General features: G+C 39.4%; 16 protein-coding genes. 4 read left to right on the top strand and 12 right to left on the bottom strand.

The features are described from left to right. Position 1: 1 nt before the first annotated feature. On the top strand, positions 2 to 1,069 hold the full coding sequence (locus tag WJP93_RS01070; RefSeq protein ID WP_227100504.1) for an AraC family transcriptional regulator: 1,068 nt from the start codon (positions 2 to 4) through the stop codon (positions 1,067 to 1,069). Positions 1,070 to 1,242: 173 nt separating this feature from the next. Here the strand turns inward: WJP93_RS01070 and WJP93_RS01065 are convergent, their stop codons facing one another. The 3 genes from WJP93_RS01065 to WJP93_RS01055 all read right to left on the bottom strand — a co-directional run bounded on the left by WJP93_RS01065 (position 1,243) and on the right by WJP93_RS01055 (position 5,486). After that, complete coding sequence (locus tag WJP93_RS01065; protein ID WP_227100505.1) at positions 1,243 to 3,618, bottom strand: phosphoketolase family protein; 2,376 nt, start codon at positions 3,616 to 3,618, stop codon at positions 1,243 to 1,245. A 143-nt stretch (positions 3,619 to 3,761) separates the two neighbouring features. Next, positions 3,762 to 4,625: a YitT family protein gene (locus tag WJP93_RS01060; protein ID WP_262535799.1), complete on the bottom strand. Its 864-nt coding sequence runs from the start codon at positions 4,623 to 4,625 to the stop codon at positions 3,762 to 3,764. Positions 4,626 to 4,757: 132 nt separating this feature from the next. Continuing rightward, positions 4,758 to 5,486, bottom strand: coding sequence for a polysaccharide deacetylase family protein (locus tag WJP93_RS01055; protein WP_337546517.1), 729 nt, complete (start codon positions 5,484 to 5,486; stop codon positions 4,758 to 4,760). A 252-nt stretch (positions 5,487 to 5,738) separates the two neighbouring features. Here WJP93_RS01055 and WJP93_RS01050 point away from each other — a divergent pair, with 252 nt between their 5' ends. Next, positions 5,739 to 6,998, top strand: a complete 1,260-nt coding sequence (locus WJP93_RS01050; protein WP_337546368.1) for a DUF4910 domain-containing protein — start codon at positions 5,739 to 5,741, stop codon at positions 6,996 to 6,998. A gap of 94 nt (positions 6,999 to 7,092) precedes the next feature. Here WJP93_RS01050 and WJP93_RS01045 read toward each other — a convergent pair whose 3' ends face one another. Further along, positions 7,093 to 7,659: a tyrosine-type recombinase/integrase gene (locus tag WJP93_RS01045; RefSeq protein ID WP_227100508.1), complete on the bottom strand. Its 567-nt coding sequence runs from the start codon at positions 7,657 to 7,659 to the stop codon at positions 7,093 to 7,095. 273 nt (positions 7,660 to 7,932) lie between these two features. Between WJP93_RS01045 and WJP93_RS01040 the strand changes: the two genes are divergently transcribed. Beyond that, positions 7,933 to 8,877, top strand: coding sequence for a hypothetical protein (locus WJP93_RS01040; RefSeq protein WP_337546365.1), 945 nt, complete (start codon positions 7,933 to 7,935; stop codon positions 8,875 to 8,877). Between the two features lie 104 nt (positions 8,878 to 8,981). Beyond that, the gene (locus tag WJP93_RS01035) at positions 8,982 to 9,887 is read left to right on the top strand and encodes an SGNH/GDSL hydrolase family protein (RefSeq protein WP_227100510.1); all 906 of its coding nucleotides are present in this window, start codon (positions 8,982 to 8,984) and stop codon (positions 9,885 to 9,887) included. Between the two features lie 539 nt (positions 9,888 to 10,426). Here the strand turns inward: WJP93_RS01035 and WJP93_RS01030 are convergent. The 8 genes from WJP93_RS01030 to WJP93_RS00995 form a co-directional block, all read right to left on the bottom strand. Next, the gene (locus WJP93_RS01030) at positions 10,427 to 10,885 is read right to left on the bottom strand and encodes a DIP1984 family protein (protein WP_337546362.1); all 459 of its coding nucleotides are present in this window, start codon (positions 10,883 to 10,885) and stop codon (positions 10,427 to 10,429) included. 114 nt (positions 10,886 to 10,999) lie between these two features. Then, positions 11,000 to 12,019 (bottom strand): sugar kinase, encoded by a 1,020-nt coding sequence (locus tag WJP93_RS01025; RefSeq protein WP_337546361.1) that lies wholly within the window; start codon positions 12,017 to 12,019, stop codon positions 11,000 to 11,002. A 61-nt stretch (positions 12,020 to 12,080) separates the two neighbouring features. Further along, positions 12,081 to 14,231, bottom strand: a complete 2,151-nt coding sequence (locus WJP93_RS01020) for a hypothetical protein (protein WP_337546359.1) — start codon at positions 14,229 to 14,231, stop codon at positions 12,081 to 12,083. Positions 14,232 to 14,275: 44 nt separating this feature from the next. After that, a complete protein-coding gene (locus tag WJP93_RS01015; protein ID WP_337546358.1) occupies positions 14,276 to 15,913 on the bottom strand; it encodes a VWA domain-containing protein in 1,638 nt (545 codons plus the stop codon). Between the two features lie 12 nt (positions 15,914 to 15,925). Continuing rightward, positions 15,926 to 16,801, bottom strand: a complete 876-nt coding sequence (locus WJP93_RS01010; protein ID WP_337546357.1) for a MoxR family ATPase — start codon at positions 16,799 to 16,801, stop codon at positions 15,926 to 15,928. Positions 16,802 to 16,989: 188 nt separating this feature from the next. Beyond that, positions 16,990 to 18,060, bottom strand: coding sequence for a hypothetical protein (locus WJP93_RS01005; RefSeq protein WP_337546356.1), 1,071 nt, complete (start codon positions 18,058 to 18,060; stop codon positions 16,990 to 16,992). A gap of 40 nt (positions 18,061 to 18,100) precedes the next feature. Then, a complete protein-coding gene (locus WJP93_RS01000) occupies positions 18,101 to 21,847 on the bottom strand; it encodes an AAA family ATPase (RefSeq protein WP_337546355.1) in 3,747 nt (1,248 codons plus the stop codon). Next, a complete protein-coding gene (locus tag WJP93_RS00995) occupies positions 21,844 to 22,977 on the bottom strand; it encodes an exonuclease SbcCD subunit D (RefSeq protein WP_337546353.1) in 1,134 nt (377 codons plus the stop codon). The genes WJP93_RS01000 and WJP93_RS00995 overlap by 4 nt, the downstream gene beginning before the upstream one ends. Between the last annotated feature and the right edge of the window lie 76 nt (positions 22,978 to 23,053).

The raw sequence follows: 23,053 nt of genomic DNA, 5'->3' as shown, positions 1-23,053 counted from the left end.
TATGTCACTGCTTCAATATGTAAAAAACATTATTTATAAAGCAAAGGGCTTTGATAACGTAAGGATTCCACAGGCATATGACAGCTTTGGAATCCTTATGCCGGAAGCTTCATCAAGTGTACAGGGCATTCGCCCATTTCCACTTCCAGAGGATGAGCATTTATTTGCTCTCCTCTGGAATATTCATGATGGTCATTTATTGTCGGCTACAATTCTTCCGACACCTTACCCATTTTGTTATGAAAGAAGTTTCCTGTCTGGAACACGCACACAGCTGCACTCTCACGAATATCTTGAATTTTTCTATGTTTTGGAAGGCGAATATCACCAGAAGATTCTGGAAACAGAATATATTTTTCATCCTGGTGAATTTTGTCTGATTGATAAAAATTGTCTGCATCAGGAAATTTTAGATGAAAATGAGTGCACGATTGTATTCTTTGGTATTACAAATGCAATGTTTACAAGTATCAGTGATAATCATACCGCACCAGAAGATATTGCATCATTTCTTCATATGGCACTATTGGAGCAAAAAGCATTACAGCAGTTTTTAACCTTCCGACCGCGTGAAACACATGTAATTCAAGATATGGAAGATACGCTGCGTTCTGTATTATATGAGCTGTCACGTCATGACATTGCAACACCGATTATTTGCAGCGGACTTATGACACGCGTTTTTCAGATGTTGGGTTCCCAATATGAATTTTCACTTTCTAAAAAGCAGCGCCAACGTATGAATGTCATTCTTTTTAATCAGCTTACTGATTTCATAAAGCTTCACTTAAATCATATCTCAATTCAGATGCTGACACAGGAATTTCATTTTTATGAAGATTATTTTAATCGTCTTTTGAAGGTTCAAACAGGAATGACATATATCGAGTATTTGCAGATGCTTCGTTTAGAACGTGCAGAGTTGCTGCTTACCGAGACAAATAATACTATTGAACAGATTGCTGAAGAGGTCGGATATCATAACAAGGGATATTTTTACCGTATATTCATAGAGCGAAACAATTGTACGCCGGCTCAATATAGAAAAAAGAGACAGGAAAGACTATAATACTTCCCTGTCTCTTTTTATTTGATTTATAATCGTAATTATTCAGAGCCGCACCTCGATTCCACTACGCTTCATCTCGTTGTGGCTTCTCGCCATATGAAATTGCTAGAAAACGTACTCGCTCATGCAAGCATGACTCGTACTTTTCTGCAATTTCGCATGGCTCTGAATAATTACAAGTTCCACTTCCAGTCGCGAATCTCTGGCATATCAATACCATACTCATGGATATACTGCTTATGCTCTACTAATTTATCATTCATCTTCTGAATCAGATAAGCACCACGATTTCCTAACTGTGGCAGATTCTGGATTGCATTCTTTACCAGATGGAAGCGGTCGATCTCATTCTGAACACGCATATCAAATGGTGTTGTGATGGTACCCTCTTCTTTGTAGCCGTAAACATGGATGTTGCGGTTTGTTCTGGTATAGGTTAACTCATGAATCAGTGTATGATAACCATGGAATGCGAAGATAATCGGCTTGTCCTTTGTGAACAAAGCATCATAATCAGCATCAGTAAGACCATGTGGATGCTCAGTTGCCGGCTCTAACTTCATAAGATCGACAACATTGATAACACGAATTTTGATCTCTGGAATTGCCTCTCTTAAGATCGTAACAGCTGCTAATGTCTCGAGTGTTGGTGTATCACCGCAGCAAGCCATAACGATATCCGGCTCAGAGCCCTGATCATTGCTTGCCCACTCCCAGATGCCGATACCCTGTGTGCAGTGCTTTACAGCCTGCTCCATGGTCAGCCACTGCTGTCTTGGATGCTTGGATGTTACAAGTACGTTTACGTAATCACGGCTTCTGATGCAGTGATCGAAGCATGATAACAGACAGTTTGTATCTGGCGGCAGATAAAGACGAACAACATCTGCTTTCTTATTTGCAATATGATCTAAGAAGCCTGGATCCTGATGAGTAAATCCATTGTGATCCTGCTGCCATACGTTTGAGGAAAGGATCAGGTTCAAAGATGCAATAGACTGTCTCCATGGCAGCTGATTGCAAACCTTTAACCACTTTGCATGCTGAGCACACATGGAATCTACAACACGAATAAATGCTTCATAGCTTGCAAAGAATCCATGACGTCCTGTTAACAGATAACCCTCAAGCCATCCCTCGCACATATGCTCACTTAACATAGAGTCCATAACACGGCCATCAGCAGCTAAGAACTCATCTGTATCATACTTTTCATCGTTCCAGTCACGATTTGTAACTTCAAATACCTTGCCAAGACGGTTTGACATAGTCTCATCTGGTCCAAAGATACGGAAGTTTTTAGAATCATCATTCATCTTGAAGATATCTCTTACAAATCCTCCAAGCTCGATCATATCCTGTGCCTCAACAGCACCTGGCTTTGGCACATCAATACCATACTTACGGAAATCCGGAAGACGAAGATCTCTAAGAAGCTTTCCGCCATTTGCATGTGGGTTAGAACCGATTCTTCTGTCACCCTTTGGTGCCAATTCTCTTAATTCTGGAATCAGTCTGCCGTTTTCATCAAACAGTTCTTCTGGATGATAGCTCTTTAACCAGTCATTTAACATCTGAAGATGCTCAGGCTGATCCATCATAATCGGAACCTGATGAGCACGGAAGGAACCTTCAATCTGCTTTCCATCAACTACCTTTGGTCCTGTCCATCCCTTTGGTGTACGAAGAACGATCATTGGCCATTTATGTCTTGTTGTATCATTATTTTCACGGGCATTCTTCTGGATTGCCTTGATCTCGTCCATTGCCTGATCAAGAGCATCTGCCATCTTTCTGTGCATTTCCATCGGATCACTGCCTTCTACGAAATATGGCTTCCAACCACATCCATCAAAGAAGTGCTCTACTTCCTCATGAGTGTTACGTGCGAAGATGGTAGGATTGCTGATCTTATATCCATTCAGATGAAGAATTGGAAGAACGGCACCATCATTAATTGGGTTTAAGAATTTGTTGCACTGCCATGATGTTGCAAGAGGACCTGTCTCAGCCTCTCCATCACCAACTATACATGCAGCAATAAGATCTGGGTTATCAAATACAGCACCAAATGCATGTGCCATGGAATAACCAAGTTCACCACCTTCATTGATGGATCCTGGTGTTTCAGGAGCGACATGACTGGAGATACCACCTGGAAATGAGAACTGCTTGCACAGCTTCTTTAATCCATCCATATCCTCACCGATATTCGGATAAACTTCGCTGTAAGTACCCTCCAGATATGTATTTGCTACAAAGAAATTTCCACCATGTCCAGGACCTGAAATTAAAATCATATCCTGATCATATTTCTTGATTACACGATTTAAATGAACATACACGAAGTTCTGTCCCGGAACTGTTCCCCAATGACCTACGATCTTCTTCTTTACATGCTCCATTGTCAGCGGCTCACGTAACAGTGGGTTATCAAGCAGATACAGCTGAGCAGCACCCAGATAGTTGGCAGCACGCCAATATGCATTCATTTTTTCCAGGTACTCATCGCTTACTGGCTGACTATTTGCAATATTTGTCTCTACCATGTGGTATATCCTCCCATTATAAAAATTCAAAGTCTTTAGTTGTTTGACACACTAAGCTTATCAATCAGTATATTACACAACAAAACAAATCAAAACAAGTTCCAATTCCTGCTAATTTCACATAAAGTTACCTATTCCGACAATTATTTATATTCTTTTTCCTGAGTAAATCCGCGGCCGCGCACTTCTGTTACACGGCTGATGATTAAAAATGCACTGCTGTCAATGCTGTGGACAAGTTTTCTGACACGTCCCACCTCACGGCTGGACACTACACTTAAGACAAGCTCTGTGTTTTCTCTCATATAGCCAGTCTGTCCATTTAAAATGGTGACGCCTCTGTCGATTTCCTGTAAAATTTCCTGACGGATCCTCTCATGCTCATGACTGATTACCTTAATCTCAACCTTTTCTGTTCCTATCATTAGACATTTATCCAGAACAATCGTATAAATCAAAATTAGTAAAATTCCGTATAGTACTTCTTCTCCTGTACATGAAAATGCCTGTAAAATTAAAATCACGAAATCAAACAAGTACATCGTTACGGATACTGGCAAACGAAACAGCTTGTTCAATACAAGAGGAGGAATGTCCATACCACCTGTTGAAGCGCCTGTACGAATAACAATTCCAATCGCAGCTCCTATACATAATCCACCAAATACAGTACAAAGAACGGGATCAGTTGTTATGACAAATCCGTTTGATAAGCGCTGTATCATCTCAAGTGCAATCGGATATACAAATGTAGACAAAATGGTTGTCGCGGCAAATTTGCGGCCAAGTACTAATAGTCCCATAAAAAACATCACCGCATTAAAGCAGAGTACGAAGGTGGAAATGGGAACACCAAACAAATGTTGAATAAACAGGGCAATTCCTGTTGTTCCTCCTGTGATTAATCCGCCTGGAAGAATAAAAAAGGCGACACCGCAGGCATAAATGATGTTTCCGCCGATCACGATTGCAATATCGCGAAGCAGAGGAAAAATTTTTTTGAACATATGCTGCTCCTTTCTGAATTTTAATCAAAAAAAACGGCTGCCAGAGAGATTTTCCCTGACAGCCGTGGATCGAGGCTACGCGCCTAATACTTAAAAAGTATAACAAAAATTGCATTAAATATCAAGCGCTTTCTAAAATTCTTCAAGTGTTTTAAAGGAATATCCCATTTCTTCCCATTTTGTTAAAAGCTCATCTAGAATTTCACCATTTGTCTTTGAGGTATTATGCAGAAGCACAATTGCACCAGGATGTATTCTTGGAATTAATTTGGAGAATGCTTCATCATGTGTTGGCTGATTGTCAGCATTCCAATCAACATAGGCAAGACTCCAGAAAAATGTTTTATAACCTAATTCTTGCGCCATTTTTAAATTTTGTGTACTGTATTTTCCCTGTGGTGGACGATAATACCATGTCATTTCCAACCCTGTTATCTTTTTATACAGACTGCGTACATCATCAAGTTCTTTTTTAAAGCTTTCTATTGTTGATATAGAGGACATGTCAGGATGGTGATATGTATGATTTCCTACTGTATGGCCTTCTTGCACCATACGATTCACCAGATCAGGTGCAGACTCTAAAAAATGGCCAACCACAAAGAAGGTTGCCTTTGCATTATGTTTTTTTAACGCATCTAGTATGGCACCAGTATTTCCATTTTCATAACCACAGTCAAATGTTAAATAAATTGTTTTTTCATCTGCATTTCCAATATAAAAAGCATCGTATTCTGCGAGCTCCTTAGCAGAGGCATTTCCTGTTGGCTGTGTACCTGATGCACCAAAGCCAAGTCCCCAGTTTTCTGAATATGACACGGCTGCAGCTGTTTCCTGCAAATAGCCTGCCCCACGACCCATTAAAAAAACAGTACAAAAAAGGGCAATGATTGTAAATCCATGTTTGATTTTTTTGCTCAAGCCTTACTTCCTTATTATATGCATCTGATTGCTACCACTCTATTCTGTAAGATTATTTTTTATGTGCAGCACTTTTTGTCAATGCTTGACTTTATATTTTTCTGCTCTTATAATGGATTTTGTGATAATACAAAAACAAGCATACGCGGGAATTATTTAAAAAAAGAAGGCGTTGCGGAAAAGAGGGAAAAAATGGCCTTGTTTACAGAAAATTATCAGGAAGAAATGATGCATATCCTTAAGGATATGGCGCATGTACGTATCAGTGGCACACAAGAGGAAGCAGATTGTGCAATTTATCTGCAGGAATGCTGTAAAAAAATGGGATTTGAAACTCGTCTGGAGGCATTTCAGGTTGAAATGTGTGATATCCACGAAGCAGTACTGACTGTTGATGGCAAAGAAATTCCTTGCAAGGGATATCGCTGTGCTGGAAGCGGTACTGTTGAAGCACCATTTTATTATATGCCAAATACTGATGCCTGCTCACTTGCTCAGTGTAAGGGAAAGATTGTTATGCTCGACGGCGGTGTTGGCTACTGGGGCTATCGCGATTTAATTGAAAATGGCGCTGTTGGCATTATTACATATGATGGAAATGCAAACTATGCAGATGAAGATATTGATCTTCGTGAGCTCAGAAGCTTTGTGCGTGAAGGAAGTGACAACAAAAAAATTCCTTGTGTCAATATCAATGCAAAATCTGCAATCAAGCTAGTAAATCAGAATGCAGCTAATGCAAAAATTGTTTTAAATCAGGATGAATGGATGGGTGATTCTCATAATGTAATTTTAGATCTTCCTGGTGAAACTGATGAGATGATCATTTTGAGTGCACATTATGATTCTACCCCTCTGTCACAGGGTGTATACGACAATATGTCCGGAAGTGTTGGTCTTCTTGGTATTGCAGATTATTTTAGACAGCATCCGCATCACTATAGCCTTCGCTTCTTATGGTGCGGCAGTGAGGAAAGAGGTCTTCTTGGCTCTAAGGCATATGTTGCAGGTCATGAAGAGGACTTAAAGAAGACTGTTTTAAATATCAATCTGGATATGATCGGCTGTATCATGGGTAAGTTTATTGCCTGCTGTACTTCTGAAGAAAAGCTTGTTCACTATATTGAATACCTTGCTTCTGAGACAGGTTTTGGAATGGCTGCAAGACAGGGTGTTTACTCTAGTGACTCTACTCCATTCGCTGATAAGGGTATTCCTGCTGTTTCTTTTGCACGTATTGCATCTGGAAATACAGCCACCATCCACAATCGATATGACACAATGGATGTCATGAAGGCGGAGCATATGGCAAAGGATGTTGCTTTTATCACAGCATTTACTGAGCATATGGCATGTGCAAAGCATTGTCCTGTTTCCAAGGAAATTCCGGAAAATATGAAGGAAAAGCTGGATATTTACCTGAACAGAAAGCGCGACAATACATCTCACTAAATAAAATCCCATATTAAAGCATGGAATAAAATAAATAATGCAGAGGGCTGTTTTGGTGTTTACATGTATGAGCATCAAAACAGCCTTTTAATTTTTATAAAAGCTCAATATGGCCTGCCAGTGCATCCTCTAATTCCTTACTTGAAATACCGATATAGCGCTGCGTAATAGCCGCAGAGCTGTGCTGTAAAAGCTGCTGTACAAGAATGATATTATAATTGTTGTTTACATAAATTTCCGTTGCAAAAAACTTACGAAAGCTGTGAGTGCCAATATTAGGATATCCGAGTTCAGATGTCACTTTTGCAAGATATTTTTGTATAGTACGCTCAGTAATCGGGAAAATAGTCTGATCTGTTTTTATGTCGTGATCAATACAATATACTCTCAGATACTGGTAAATCGGCTGTGGAACTGTAAATATACGCTTTTTCTGTGTTTTTTCCTCTGTAATATCAAGGCGATACCGTCCTCCATCCAACACAATATCCTGCAGTCTAAGCTTTAAAATATCTCCTATTCTAAGTCCGAGGTTTGCTTCTAGGACAAGTGCTGTCGCAATCCTATCATTTGCCCTAAAAGTATTACCTCCTTTTCTCATCGATCCAATCAAATTTTCATATTGCTCCTTGGTTAGAGCAAGTGATTTCTTATTTGCCATTCTGTAATACATCTCCTATTTTCTAATAAAATTCTTATTCTGTTTAAAGTGCTTTTTGGTATAAAGTTCGTATAATAGTAAAATGTAGTTCGTTTATTTGCTAACATGGATATTATATCCTATTTTTTACCTAAAATCAAGCTAATTCCACACAAAAAGTACGTATAATATTCATTATACGTACTTTATTTTAATATAAATGTAAACGTGTACTTTACAAAGTAAACACTATGTATTACAATAGAAATATAGATTAAAAACAGGAGGCTTATCATGACTGGAATCAAATCATTTCGTATCTCAGATGAGACAAAGGAACGCTTGGAATTACTATCAGCTTCAATCGGAGGCAATAAGGATCGTGTATTTAATACATTGATGGATACCTATTCGCTTGAACAAGAAAAGGCGACAGTGGCTGCATCTGATCAAGAAAAAAATGTAGAAACATTCGAGCAGTATGCAAATACACTTGTTCGTCTTTATTTAGAGGCCTTACGTGCCGTATCATCATCTGATGATCGAATCCGCGGTGAATTTCATAATCAGCTTGAAGAAAATGCCAAGACAATAAAAGAGCTTAGAAACCAGCGTGATCGCATGGTAAATGAACTTACACTTGAAAAGACAAATGCACAAAAAGAAGCTGCCGAATTTCAGGCTAAAAATAAAGAATTGACAGCTGTAATAGAACGGTTGGAAAAGTCACTGGCTGCTGCTAACGAACAAGTTGATGCAAAGCAGGCAATGAATGAGGTACTTCTTTCTCAGGTAAAGCAGACTGAAAAAGAGAAAGAAGAATATAACCAGATGGCAGCACGCTTCCATGAGCTTGAAAAGCAATTGGAAGATGAAAAGACTTCTTCCAGAAAGGAAAAACAAACATTTGAAGAAGAATTACGCAAAGCTATTTCCGAAAAAGAGAAAGCTGCTTATGAAGCTGAGTTATTAAAAAAAGAAGAAATACATAAAGCAGAAGAAACAATCCGAAAGGAAAAAGATGAAGAAATTGCTGCTCTTCAAAAACAACTCTTTGATATGCAGACCAGGCAGCTTTCTGATCAGGCTGCCCTTCAGGAAGCAAAAACTGCACTGCTGTCCCTTCGTTTAGAATTATCACAAGCACATCAAAAAGAACTTAATGAAGTGCGTATAGAAAAAGATAAGAAAATTGAAGCACTGCAAAATGAATTGTTAAAGGCTTTTGATAAAAAATAAAGAACACAATATTTGTAATTGACATTAAAATATAGTTGTCTATAATAAAGATACATAAAAATAATTTTATGCTTATTTGGATAATTACAAGTTGGAGGCTTATTATGAGTACACATGAAGATTTTGAAGATTGCCCACTGCAGAATATAATTCGAGATGGAGGCATGATGAACATCTTTCGCACGATTGGATGCATTGGAGACAGTCTTGCGAGTGGTGAATTTGAATATTGGGATAATGGTCAAAAAGGCTACTGGGACTTTTATGAATACTCCTGGGGTAAGCAAATTGAGCGCATCACTGGTATTTCAGTAACGAACTTTTCGCGCGGTGGTATGACTGCTTTTCATATGTATCAGGAAGCAGACAAGCAGGACGGACCAAATGCAGATATTGCACACTTATTTGACCCATTTAATTTAAAGCAGGGTTATATCATTGCACTCGGTGTAAATGATTTAAAGGGTAAAAATAACTTAAATGATTTGTACGAAGGAAATGTCGGTTCAGCAAAAACAGACATTTGTCTTGAAGATTATAATAAGAATGCAAATACGTTTGTTGGCTGGTACGCAAAGATTATCCAGCGTATTCAGAAGATGCAGCCTCACACCAAATTTTTTCTGGTAACAATGCCAGATGAAGGTACTGGAAACTGGAAAGAGGAATCACACGCAAAGGCACTTCATGAAATCGCTGATTATTTGAAAAACTGTTACGTAATTGACTTGTATCATGAGGCTCCGAAATATGATGAAGAATTTCGCAGTAAGTATTTCTGCGGTCATATGAATGCAATGGGCTATTTATTAACTGCTCATTATTTCATGACATATATTGACTGGATCATCCGCCACAATGTACATGATTTTCGTTTTGTCCAGTTTATCGGAAGCGATAAAATTCCGTTTGCTCTTGGTAAAGAAGCTGCTGAAAAACAACAGCAGGAAAATGACAAAAAGAATGCCGCAAAAGAAAAAGTTCTTGTGAGTGGTATGTCTAACGACTAATTTTGTATAAACGAAAAAGAGGAGGAATACGAATTGTTTCTCCTCTTCTATTTTTTTGCTTTCTTGTGTGTTAGAAATGTTGTTTTGAAGGAGAAGTTCTGGGTGGAAAATTTTATTCTATTTAAGTTATGCTACTTTTATGTTATTATATATTCAGTAGCACTTTTTTACTTATCCATTTTTCGCAGAAAACCTCGTCCGATAAGAGAAAACTATCAATACCTTTTAACAAAAAATAAGCTGTGACATCTTATAATAATTCGATGTCACAGCTTATTATCACAAAAATTAGATTCGATAAAGCCCCTCTCCCACCCTCACTGTGTGTTAATATCTGGTAGTAACGATAAAGAATTTCTATGCGCATGTAACGATGCTGGAGATTACAATGATTTTATACTGCTCTCCCTCACATGTTTTTCCTCTCTATTTTCTGTATGTTTTGCTGCTTTGTGCTCTGCAGCTGAGCTGATATTCACTCACACAGCTACCGCTATCTTATCTTATTTTTTGCTGTTTCTAATTACCTTACAATCTTTTCATTCTTCTATCAGATCTGCTGTCCAGTTTGCTGCCTGAATTCGATTATCCAATATTCGATAGTCGCGACTCAAGGCATCTACCTTTTTTTGCAGTGCCTTCACATCAACTGCTGATAATTGGCGAATTTCATCGCCGCGTGATCTAAAGCACAGATTACTTGCAATTGAAATTGTATTTTGAAAACTTGCAATACGCAATTTCAAAACATCACGCTTTGCAAGCAAGTCTGACAGCAATTCACCATCTGATACAACTGCCATATTTGTTTTATTAATTATGATAATCAACTTTTCCAGCTGATTCAGGCATTCATCGAGTTCCTTTAAAAGCTGTTCTGGATCTTCTACTGGCAAAACTCCTTCCTGCATCAATGCATTGCTCGTAATACGAGAACGAAGCTGCTCAATTTTCTTATTTAAATCTGCTCTTTCCTGTAATGCTTCTGCAAGCTTCATGTTTTTCTCCTCTCTTATACGCTATCCTATTATGGTAGTATTTTTCTTGTTTTATAAGTTATGCTACTTTCGTGTTATATTGTTTGTTATGATATCTTTTTGGAGCCAATTTTATTAGCGCTGCAAGTTTACATCATTTGATTTCATAACACGAATAATATCTTCTTCTGTTACAATATTAAAATCATGTTGAATCATCAGCTTCAATACACTGGCTGCAATTGAAAAATCAATCGTATACTGTGGATTTTCTTTCTTTTTCAGCATATGAATCAGTGCTGCAGCAAATGCATCTCCTGCTCCTACCGCTTCTAAACTATGTACATGATGTACTGGCGTCTCATAAAACTGATCACCGATCAGATAAATGGCCATCCAATCTCCATCTTCAACTGTATGCATACTGCGAAGCACACTTGCTACTGCTTTGCAATTTGGAAACTGTCTTGTAATTTCCTGCATTCCCTCTCGATATGTATCAATTTGTTCAATTCCTCTTGACATGTCTCCATCAAATGCATGAATTCCAAGAGAAGCTTCAAAATCTTCATCATTTGCAATGCAAAGTGTTACATATGGCATAAGCTCTCGCATAACGCACTGGGCTGTATTTTTATCCCACATCTTAGCGCGATAATTTAAATCACAGACTACCTCGATTCCCTTTCTTTTACAGCATCGAAGTGCATCCAAAACTGTTTCCTTGACGCTCTCACTGACTGCCGGCGTTACTCCAGAGAAAAAGAAAATATCAGTATCTTCCAGAATTTGATCCCAGTCATATTCGTCTGGCTTTGAACAGGCAAATGCACTGTCAGCGCGGTCATACACCACATTTGTAGGACGAATATTATTTCCCTTTTCAAAATAGTAAATGCCAAGACGTTTTCCGCCTCTTAAAATATGAGTGGTATCCGTTCCGTAACGGCGAAGCTCATTTAATGCTGCCTGACCAACTGGATTATCGGGAAGCTTCGTAACCAATGCTGCTTCTTCTTTTAACATGGCAAGTCCTGCTGCCACATTTGCCTCCGCCCCGCCATAACTTGCTTCAAAATTCTGTGCCTGCACGATACGAAGATATTCAGGTGTCTTAAGGCGCAGCATAATTTCTCCAAACGTTACCGCTTTCATTATAAAATTTACTCCTTCCCATCTTCATTTTATACAAGTATACCACTTATCTGACTGTTTTTCAACACAAGAAAAATTGCTTTACCACTTTCTTCTCATGCGTATTTGCATTCTTATATCGCAGCTTTACAAATTTTATTATCATTTCTGGTGCATCTGCAAAATATTTTCGCACTTCTAACTCATGCAAAACCAAAACAATTGGATTACTTGCCAGATTTATCAGATCCATATAGGTGCTGGGACTTTTTTCTTTTCTCAAAATTTCGTAGTTCAAAAATCTCTCTGCTTCCGAATCTGAGATTGCTATGCCATCACGCAGGTTCTTGCGCACTTCTTCTTGCTTTGTCTCTGTCCAACTACTCTGCTCATCCCCCATCAAGGTATTCAGTTCTTCCAACTCCTGCCGTGTCTTTTGAGGTATCTTCAAAATGTAGAAATAGCCGTATGTGCCTTTAATCTCTTTTGACATCAGTATTTCTGAATCAAGCATCTCTGTTACCATGTCTGAAACCTCATCTGCACTGTATAAGCTGTAGAATCCATGCCCACGTGATTCAAGAACGTTGGCATTCAATGTCACTTTGGTACCGCGCATTAACTGCACCACTGCATTTTGTGTAATATAAGTTTCATTTTTGGAAACACACTCAAAAATATCGCGTGCAAGATAAGAATCCAGATACAGATGATATTGCTTTTTAAGCTCATTTTTCCGTTCTTCTTTGGTGGCTGCTGCCAACATCTTAATCTGTTTCACATTCCTTTGCAGTGTCTTTTTCCATTCGGGAACAGATTGCTGATAAGAGGCAGTCTTATACAAATAGGAAAATGTCGGAATACCAGCCATATGGAAGGTAAGCTTTGTGTCCCCGTTTAAGATTCCCGCATTCTTTGATTTGCATTTAATGCGTCCAAATCCTGAAAAAACTTCAATGGCATGTTGTCTGCAGCGTTCACGGAGCTTGGTATTCTTTAATAGCTGGTACTTTTTAAATTGTTCCGATGCCGTATACTTCGAACCCTTTCCGTTAACCGTAATGCTGCCGGCTTCACTTGTAAAAATTACTTTCTGCTGCTCAATATACAGTTTTCCATCAACAGCCTTCTCCATTCCTGTACTAAAGCCATCCAGCCATGAAATCGCCCAACTGTTATATTCCTTTACCTTGTCATCCAACTCACGCTTGTATGATACTGGACTTGTGGATGGAGCTAATGGAATGCCTTCTTTTACTTCCTGTTCCAGTTTTTTTACAAACTTTTTTAGTTTTGCTTCAGTCGCAGCATCCCAATCTACACAAATTAAATCCCATAATCTGTCGTTCTGCTCTGTAATCTTTAGATATGATTTTATCCATGTCGGCTCCTGAAAAAAAGATGCAATGGATTTGCCTGAAAAAGTATCGCAAATGAACTTCATTCCTAGGTGCGAGACTGTGATATCTACTCTTTTGTCTTCATATTTGTTGCAATGCAAGGTTCCCTCAAATTTGGCATTGTTCCTGCACAGCTGGCCCAAATACGCATTCACACATTCCTGCCCCTTTCTTTCAATCTCTTCCCAGTAATCTCGAATCAAGTCTTTCATTTGTTGGCGCTGCCTGGCTGCTTGCTCTTTGCGGACATCTTCAATTATTTCATCAGTCAGCTCTAAAAGATAAGACTGTACTTCATCTATGTCCGTACACAATCCCAATCGTGTACAATCTATCTTCCTTTCTAACACAACCGGTAGTTCATCTGCATTCAACCATATCTGATAAATTTCTTTTTTCTTTCCAATATTTTCAACATCCAATTGGAATTTCCAATCTGGTTTACCTAATTTTTGACGAATATGCTCCCGAAGCTGCGGCAATATCTGCGTTTCTACCTCTGAGGTCGAAAGCCATCGTCCCCATTTATTTCTCTGTACTTCATTGATTGGAACTGGTTTTCCAAAGTCTGACGCATACTGTACGTAGTCCTTCTGCAACGATACCGATTTCAGGAGATCTTGTTTCGTCAAGATCGTCTGCACCTGCAAAGCCCACAAAAGCTTTACATTTCCAACTTTTGAGATGCCGGCCTCTGCTTTTTTGTTGTGCTCAATAAATTCTGGCATCTGTGTGATTGTCTGGTACAGTGACGGATATTTTTTTTCAAATGATTCGTCTACATTGATCCATTTTTCTGGCGTTCTCATATTGCTTTTCTGGCGATCTGCCATCCTGCAGACAGCCATCCTCCTTTCTTCTCTTATTGCCCCGGCAATTACTTCATTTCAGAAAGAAATCCCAGTAATTGTCGGATATTCCTTATCTCATACATCGCTGCATAGTGTCCATATACAGAGGCAATTGAATCGCCCTGATCCCACTTTTTACGATCATCCGTATTTAACCAATACGCACATTTCGCCTTTCGGCAGATGTTTTTTATATAATTCTCCCCGGCATCGTTTTTGTTGTTTCTTGCATCGCCAATAAAGATGATCATGCTATCCTTGCTGATGCGATTGCGGTACTCTTTCCACATACTCCGCAATGGTCGCTCATAGTTTGAGTACTGCCCGCTGCGCGGAATCATCGTAAGAATCTGTTTTGCAGCATTATCAACATCTTCTGTATCGTACACCCTGGATATATCATACAGAGAATTGACAAAAGCAAATGCACTGCATCCTCGTGGAAAGACCTCTTTCAAAAGCCCTATGAAGGTGAGCATCATCTCCGATGCATCCTTGCAGGAACCGGACACATCCAAAATGAGAACCAGATCGGCCTTGCTGCGCCGTGGCTGCTTATATATAAGGTTGATGGGCTGTCCGCAGGTGCGAATAGACTCTCGCATTGTCTCCTCCAGGTTCAGAGACAATCGCCTTTTGCTGTTAATATTTCTGGTCATACGCGTCTTAAATGCCAGAAGATTCTGGCGCAGGTATTCGCGCATTTGATTTTTTTCTGCTTCCGTCAGCTTTTTAAACGGCTTCTCGCTAAGTCTCACAAACTCTGCATTCATCGTTTGTATACTTCCGCCGCCGATGAAATCTGCACGATGGATCACGGAAGACGGCTTAATTGTTAGCGAATCATTGGAACTATCCATGCCTCTTTTCATTTGTTCAAAGGCACGATCCAGTTCTCTGCACGTGTCCTCATAGCGTCGCTGTTCATCCTTCATCTGACGCTGCAGCTTTTTTATTTGCTGGTCCGTTTCTTCTTGTGCCTGACTGATTGCAGACTCCAACTCAGCCGTATTCTTTTGCCTTTTTGTGATAGCAGAACTTAGTTCCTTACTGATATCCATCATTGCGTCTACCTGTTCCAAATCTCCATCGTATAGACTTTTCTCTGCCTGCTTCATCAATGTCTGATATAAGCAACCTGCCTGTTTCTCATCCCATGGCAGTTCACCTAAAAGCATTTTTTTAGCTTGTTCTATCTGCTTTTGAGACTTTGTTTTTGTTTCCGACAATTTCTTTAACTGTGTCTGTGTTTTTCTGCTTACCTTTGGTTTCGACTCATTCTCATGCGCCTTTTGAATTATATTCTTTCGAATCCGTTCTTTTTGTTTTTTCAAATTCTCCAGCTGTTTTTGAACGTCAGACACAAATAAGTCCAGTTCTTTTCGTTTCTCCTGCTTCTCTTTTTCCTTTTGTTTCTCTCTTTGCGGGATTGTTTTTTTGCTCAGAAACTCTCGAAACAACGCTTTCATCTTTGCTACCTGCTCGCCTGTCTTTGCCAGGCAGACAGAAAGTGCGGCCAACATTTCATCTTCCTCTGTGATATCCACACCGGCTGATTCCACTAATCTTAGCAGATGTGCAAGTGCACTCTCGGAAACTGCAAATTTATGGTCTTGGAGAAAAACAGCAAATTCCGAAAGAAAATCAAGAATATCTTTTTGCATTGCATTCCTCCATTAGAACAGTTTTGCATTTTCCATGGTCTGACGGTCTTCCTTGTTTTTCGCAATCATACAGAGAGAAGCTTTAAGCGTTTCTTCCCCAAGTTCGTCACTATTCAACGTAGACAAATACTTTGCCCACTCACTCAGTTCTGAAATGGAAGGTTGCTGTTTTAACGGCAAAGAGCGAATCTGTTTTGCACAATTTGCTACCGATTCTGCAACTTTCGGGTCAATGCTGCTCTGCATTTGAAGTATTTCTTTCAACTCTTCGGCTGTCTTTTGCTTAATGTAAAGATAGTTGCAACGACGTTTCAATGCCTGCGACAGATCTCTGTAGCGGTTAGATGTGAGAAATACGATTGGACGCATCTCTTCTGGACAGGTCACGGTACCATACTGCGGAATGGAAATGCTGAAATTCTCCAGCACTTCAAGCAGCGTGTATTCTATCTCCTCTGATGCTTTCTCCACTTCGTCCAACAAGAGAACATAGCGTTTCTTTCCGCTAATTGCCTTTAAGATCGGGCGTTCAATCAAAAAATCACGTCCATAAAAATTGATTTTGCCTGCCGCATCCAGCGATTCCTGCAAGTCTTTTCCTGCAAGCGATTCCTTAATCGTTCCCTGGATCGCCTGAATCGTCAGGAGCTGTTTCTGATAATCATAGTCATACAGAATCTTATCATAAGACAGACCATCGTAGAACTGAACACGCAGAAGCTCCAAATCAAGCATCTTCGCTGTAGCATAGGCAAGTGACGTTTTTCCAACGCCTGGATCACCTTCTACTAGAAGCGGAACCCCGTTTATCGCGCTCATTACAGCAAAATTAATGTACGAATTTGAGAGATACCCATTTTCTCTGAGTTTGTTTCCAATTTCTAACATTGCATTTCCCTCCACTTCATGTAATATTATATATTTGTGTATATTATAGTATACATATAAATATAATTCAAGCCCTAAAATAAGATTTTGAGGAAATTTAAAATTTTCTGCATTATAATGCCGCTAATCCAAAGCTTCTTTAGCTTAGATTAACGGCACTTTTTGTTTTACTTATTGTCATTATGATTTTATATATTTTTTTCTTCTCGATACTTAATTACCGCATGCCAGTCATCACGTCCCAGAAAATGTGTACCTGCGCGAAGGAAAAATGAAATATTTCCTTCATCATATAAGGTATCTGGCAATATTTCATCTGGGCAAATCAGTCCTTTCTGTCCTAATATTTCAAAAGCTGGACTGGCAGCAAGTCCGCTTAGTACCTCAGAATGCGCATCTGCCCAGAGATCACGCGTAGCTCCTGTCAGGCAAACATATCGAGGTGCAATAAGTGCAATTAAAAAATGCATGTCAAATGGCAAATCATTTGCATCACGATCATCACGAAACAAATTCGGGCAAAACCAGTAACGTGTATATTCACGTGACAGATCACGAAAACTTTCTGCCTGACTGCCACGGTAAAGACTTCCTGAATTTCCAGCCACAGCAAGAGAAAAACGCTCATCCATCGCAGCACACCATAGGGCTGTCAGCGCCAGACGTGAATGACCTATTACTGCAATGCGGGCATGATCAAGCTGTACTACAGTCTGTAAATAATCCATTATTTTGCTTGCTCCAAATGCCCAAACTGCAATCTTACCCCAACGATCTTTATTAATCCAATCTTTTTCAAAGCGGCTTACACCTAAAAAGCTCTCCTTACTGTCATCTGGATCAATATCCTGATAACATACGTGCACAATTGCATATCCGTTATCTATTATTTCTTCACCCAAGCCTCCAGCCACAAGTTCATTAAACTGCAGATGAAGAAATGCAGGTATCTTTTCCTTTACTGCTTTTGGCAAAATCAATTTAAATATAAACTCGTATGCGTCATTATTATTTGCTAACTGAACTTTTATTGTTTTTTCAGTTGCCTTTCCACCATATGCATCTTCATCCACACCCACACATTCAAATGCAGATTTGATATTTTCTGGTGTTACTCCCATATATTCATGACACAATAGCTTTTTAATTTCTTCCCGACGAAGCTTCCAATCCTCATAGTTTGTTACCGCATCTCCATTCTCCAAACGCATCAGCTCTGGAAGGTGTCTACTTTCAATTTCTTTTTGCAGTCCATTCATTCTTCTTTTCCGTCCTTTCATTTTTCTATGTTTTATGATTTTAATTTGTTTCAATTTTTATATAGCTGCCAGGACCGTCTGTTCCCATCGTCTTTGTGACAAGAATCTTTTTGTTAATAGAATCCTTTAGCTCTGCCACATGTGAAATGATGCCAACCATACGATTTTTGTCCGCCAGATTTGCAAGTGCCTTTAATGCCTGCGAAAGTGCTGCCTCATCTAATGAGCCAAATCCCTCATCCACAAACATCGTATCAATCTGAATGCCACCTGCTATTGACTGTATCTCATCTGAAAGACCAAGTGCAAGAGACAAAGCTGCCTGAAAGCTCTCGCCGCCCGAAAGTGTCCGTACACTTCGCTCACTTCCATTGTAATGATCGATAACATTTAAATCAAGTCCTGCTTTTTCTTTTTTATTTTCGGCATCCTCACGACGCTTTAACTCATACTGTCCCTGACTCATCGTCATTAAACGCACATTTGCCCGTCGCAGTATGCGCTCGAAATAAGCCATCTGAACATATGTTTCAAGCTCGATTTTAGGCTTTCCTGTAACCTGACCGTTTGCTGTGTTTGAGAGTTCACGTACCCAAACATATTTTTTCTCTGTTTCCTGCATTACTGTCTGGTGTTTCTTAACGCCAAGAAGTACAGCACGATTCTTCTCATTCTCGGCAAACCAAGTCCGACATTCCTGTGAAGTTATCTCTTTTTTAATCGACAATTCCTCCTGTTCTTTTTTTACCAGTTCTTCCTCTGGCATTGTACCGCCATTGTCTTCTAGTATCGAAAGAATCTGCTTTTTCCCCTCCTCTATGCTGTTTCTTAAGATTTGCTCATCTGCCTTCAGGCTGTGCATCTCTTTTTGTGCTGCCTGATATACCTGCTCAATTTGCTGCTGCTCGCTCTCGATTCGTTTCATTTGCTCTTGCAAACATAAACAAAGCTCTTGTGCGCTTTGGCCATCCCACTGCGCATTCTGTGCCTGCAAAGAATCATATTTTTGTCTCAGACTGTTTTCTCGCTCCTGATTTGTGGCTCGCTCCTCTGCAATTAAAAGCTCCAGCTGACGAAATGCCTCATCTGCTTTTTCTTTTTTTGTCTGTTCCTGCAAAAGTTCTTTTTGCATCAGATCTTTCTTTTCTGCCTCTGCCCTAAGCCTGTTTACCTGCTCTTTTTTATCCTCATACAATTTGGCAATAGCAAAATCACTTTCTACCTCTTTCTTGAGCTTTTCAATTTGGATTTTTGTAATATCAAGCTTTCCTAGCATACCATCAAGGTTTGTCCTTTGCTCCTGCTCTTTTTGCATCAAATTTTCTTTGTTCTTCTTAAGCTCATCTTCTTTTTCTCTTAATGATCTTGCATATGAAATCATCTTGCCCGCCTGCAAAAGCGCCTCCTTTGCCTGCTGTAATTGTTTCGTCAAAAATATTTCCTTTTCTGTCTCATTTTTATCAGCTGCAATCTGATCAAGCGACTTTTTCATGCTCGCCGCCTTATCGGTCAGCACTGCATAATTTTCTTTTTCCTTTTGAAGCTGGCTGACAGCAAACTGCTGTTGTTCTTTAGCATTTACAAGTTCTGTTGTTAGGCAATGATACGTCGTGCTTTGTTGTTCTAAGCTTGTCTTTTGTGTCAAAAGCTGTTCTTTTTTTTGACATAGCTGTTTGAAGCTTTTCTTTAGTAATTCTTCTGCCTGATCACATGTCTTAATTGATTCAAATATTACTTCTTCACCTTTAACCCATTTTGTAATTTCATCAAACATAGTCTGGCGCAGCTTTTGAAGCTGAGCGTAACTTGCTTGTGCCGCGGCACTTGCCTTTTCTGCTTTTCTTTGTGCTTCATCTGTTTTCTTTTGCATTTCATCAAGTTCTTCACGGCTCACTGTCTGTAAATTCTTTGCTGCCAGAACAGGATGATGCACAGAACCGCACACTGGACAAGGCTTGCCCTCTTCAAGTCCTTCGGCTAAAATTCCTGCCTGCGCATTCAGATAACATGTCCATGCCTGCTTCCACTCTGACTGGCTGCTTTCATATGACTCTATATAAATTTTACACTTTTTTTGAAGCTCTGCATGTATACGCTCCTGCTCTTTTTCTTCTTTCAGCTGTTTTTCAAATTTAGTAAGTTCCTCAAGGCGATAGCTATTTTCCTTTATCTGTGCTTTTTTCTGTTCCAAAAGTACATCGCAGTCTTTAAGTTCTTCACAAAGCTGCTCTTTTTTATGTATCATCTCATTAAGCTTATCAAGCTGCTCTTTTTGCTGAATGATTGACTGCTCCTTCTTTTTTTGACAGTCGCATGTACTTTTATACTCTGCATAGCTTGTCTGATACTGCTCAAGCTGATGTTTTCTATCCTCTACCAGACTTTGACAGCGCTGTTCCTCTCTTCCTGCTTCAGACAGCTTTTCTATCTCAATTTCACAAGCCTTTATCTGTTCTTCTTGCTGTTTTCTCTGATCAAAGACAGACTGAATAGACCGCTGCAATTCACAAATCGTCTCTTCCACTTCTAATTTTTGCTTTTGAATCTCTTCCCACTCATTTTTTTGCTTTTCAATCTGCTTCATTTGCAAAAGTGCCTGAGAATATGCCACCTCACAATCCTTTAATAGTTCTAGCTGACGATTCATTTCTTCTATATACTGTGTCTGCTTTTTTCTTTCCTCAGACTGTCTTAATTGCGTGTTTTCTTTCTCTTTAAGATCATTTTTTACTTGTATAAGCTGTTTTTCTTCTGATTGAACTGCCTCGCACAACTGCTTATCCTGCTGCAGACGATGTTTTTTTGCTTCTAACTCTTTTTGTCTTGGCTGTTTGTTAACCTGCTCATTAAAAAATTCCTGTGCCTTTATCACCTTTGGCAGCAAAGTTTCTAATCGTTTTTCTTTTTCCTTGACACTCTCACAAGTTTCTTTATACCGCTGAAGCTTTTCTTCATAAACGGCAAGTGTACGCTGTTTGCCTGAAAGTTCTTCCTCCTCTTTTTTGAGCATCTGATACTTTTCTTCCCCTGCTGACAAAAATCCTTCAATTAACTCAATTGCCCGAAGTGTCTGACCGTCAAAGCCATTTTTCTTTAATATGTTCCATTCAGGCTCTTCAATAGCACCATTAGGGCAGACTGCCATGCTTAGTTCCTGACTAATGCCTTTTCGCAGATCCTCATATGCTTCTTTTTGTCGGCTAAGTTCTGCCTTAAGAGCATCCTGAAGCTGCTGAAATTTTTCTGTATGAAATATTCGTCTAAAAATTTCTTTTCTAGTCGCCGTGTCAGCAAAAAGAAGCTTTTGAAAATCTCCCTGGGCAATCATAACAATCTGCGTAAATTGGCGATAATCCAGGCCTAAAATTTCGGTTACAGCTTTTGTGACATCCTTAGACTTTGACACAATCGGTCTGCTCGAATCTGACAAATATTCAAGCTCTGCCTCTGCCTTTTGAAGTGTCAAGCCTGTTCCTCTTCCCTTAGGTCGCTGATACTCTGGATTTCTTTTTACGCGATACTTCTCTCCCCTATAACAAAAGGTGAGCTCTACATATGTTTTTATCTCTGCTTTCGCATATTTGCTGCGAAACATCTGCGGATCACGCACTTCACCGCTGGCTTCTCCATATAGTGCAAATGTGATAGCATCAAAAATGCTTGTTTTTCCTGCTCCAGTATCTCCAGTAATCAGATAAAGTCCCTGCGTCCCCAGACGTTCAAAATCAATCGTTATCTCTCCTGCATATGGTCCAAACGCACTGACTGTTAACACTTGTGGTCTCATGATTTGTCCTCCTGTAATCGCATAAACAGTTCTTCTACAAATTGTTTTTGTTCTATACTCATTGGCTGATTGTTCTGCTTTTCGTAAAGTTCTTCAAACAGCTGTTTCTCACTCTTTTGCTTAATCTTACTGTCAAAATCTATTGTCTGCTGCGTTCTTGTTCTTAGATTGTCATAAGAAAGACCAAGAAGATTTGGATAGATAGTGCGAAGCTTCTGCATTCCATCTGGAATATCTTCCTCATCTGTCAGCGTAATCTGCACATAATCATCCGTAGCCATCCCCTGATAAAATGTGCGCGCTGTCACTTCCATATAAAAGCCATGAATTGCCCTAAGATCATGCTTTGGAATTAATGGAATTGTGCGAATAACAATATCATTCTTTTTTCCCATCTCGATAACAGTAACTGATTTTTCCTGTCCTGCCTCGGAAACTGAATATTTTAATAAAGTTCCGCAATAACGCACATTTTCTTTTATATTCTGCGGACTATGAATATGACCAAGTGCCGTATAATCAAATGCTTCAAAGATAGATGCATCTATATTATCAACTCCGCCAACAACAATATCCTCCGAATCACAGCGGCCTGCACCCGTAACAAATTGATGTGCCACCAAAATATTTCGCTTTTTCGTATCAATATCCATATGGTTTACTGCCGCAAAAACTGCATCCTGATATGACTCAATTTCCTCTTGTCCCAGTGCACGGCGCACAATAGACGGACGAACAAATGGCAAAAGGTAAACTTGTGCTTCTCCAAATTCATCTGTCAATATAACCTTCTGTGTACTGCCATCATATACTGTAGACAAGTACACGCCTGATTGCTTCATCAGCCCTGCACCAAACGCAATGCGCTCCATTGAATCATGATTGCCGCTGACAGCACATACTTTAATTTTTTGCGCTGCAAGTGCGTTAAAAAACCAGTCTAACATCATAACAGCCTCAGTCGGTGGAATAGGTCTGTCATAAATATCTCCCGCCAAAAGGAGTGCGTCTGCATGCTCTTCTACGCAAATTTTGACTACCTGCTCCAAAATATAACGCTGATCCTCCAGCATTGAAAATTCATTGATCCGCTTTCCAAGATGCAGATCAGAAATATGTATCAATTTCATAGCTTCTCCTTTTGTTCTCTACTTGCAAAAAAACAGCACTAAAAGAAGTGGGCCTTGACCCTATCTTCTCTTTTGT

It is taken from the genome of Anthropogastromicrobium sp. (genome assembly GCF_037349415.1).
GTDB classification, from domain to species: domain Bacteria; phylum Bacillota; class Clostridia; order Lachnospirales; family Lachnospiraceae; genus Anthropogastromicrobium; species Anthropogastromicrobium aceti.
Note: the sequence above shows the minus strand (reverse complement) of the source record. Positions and strands in the feature narration are given on the sequence as shown.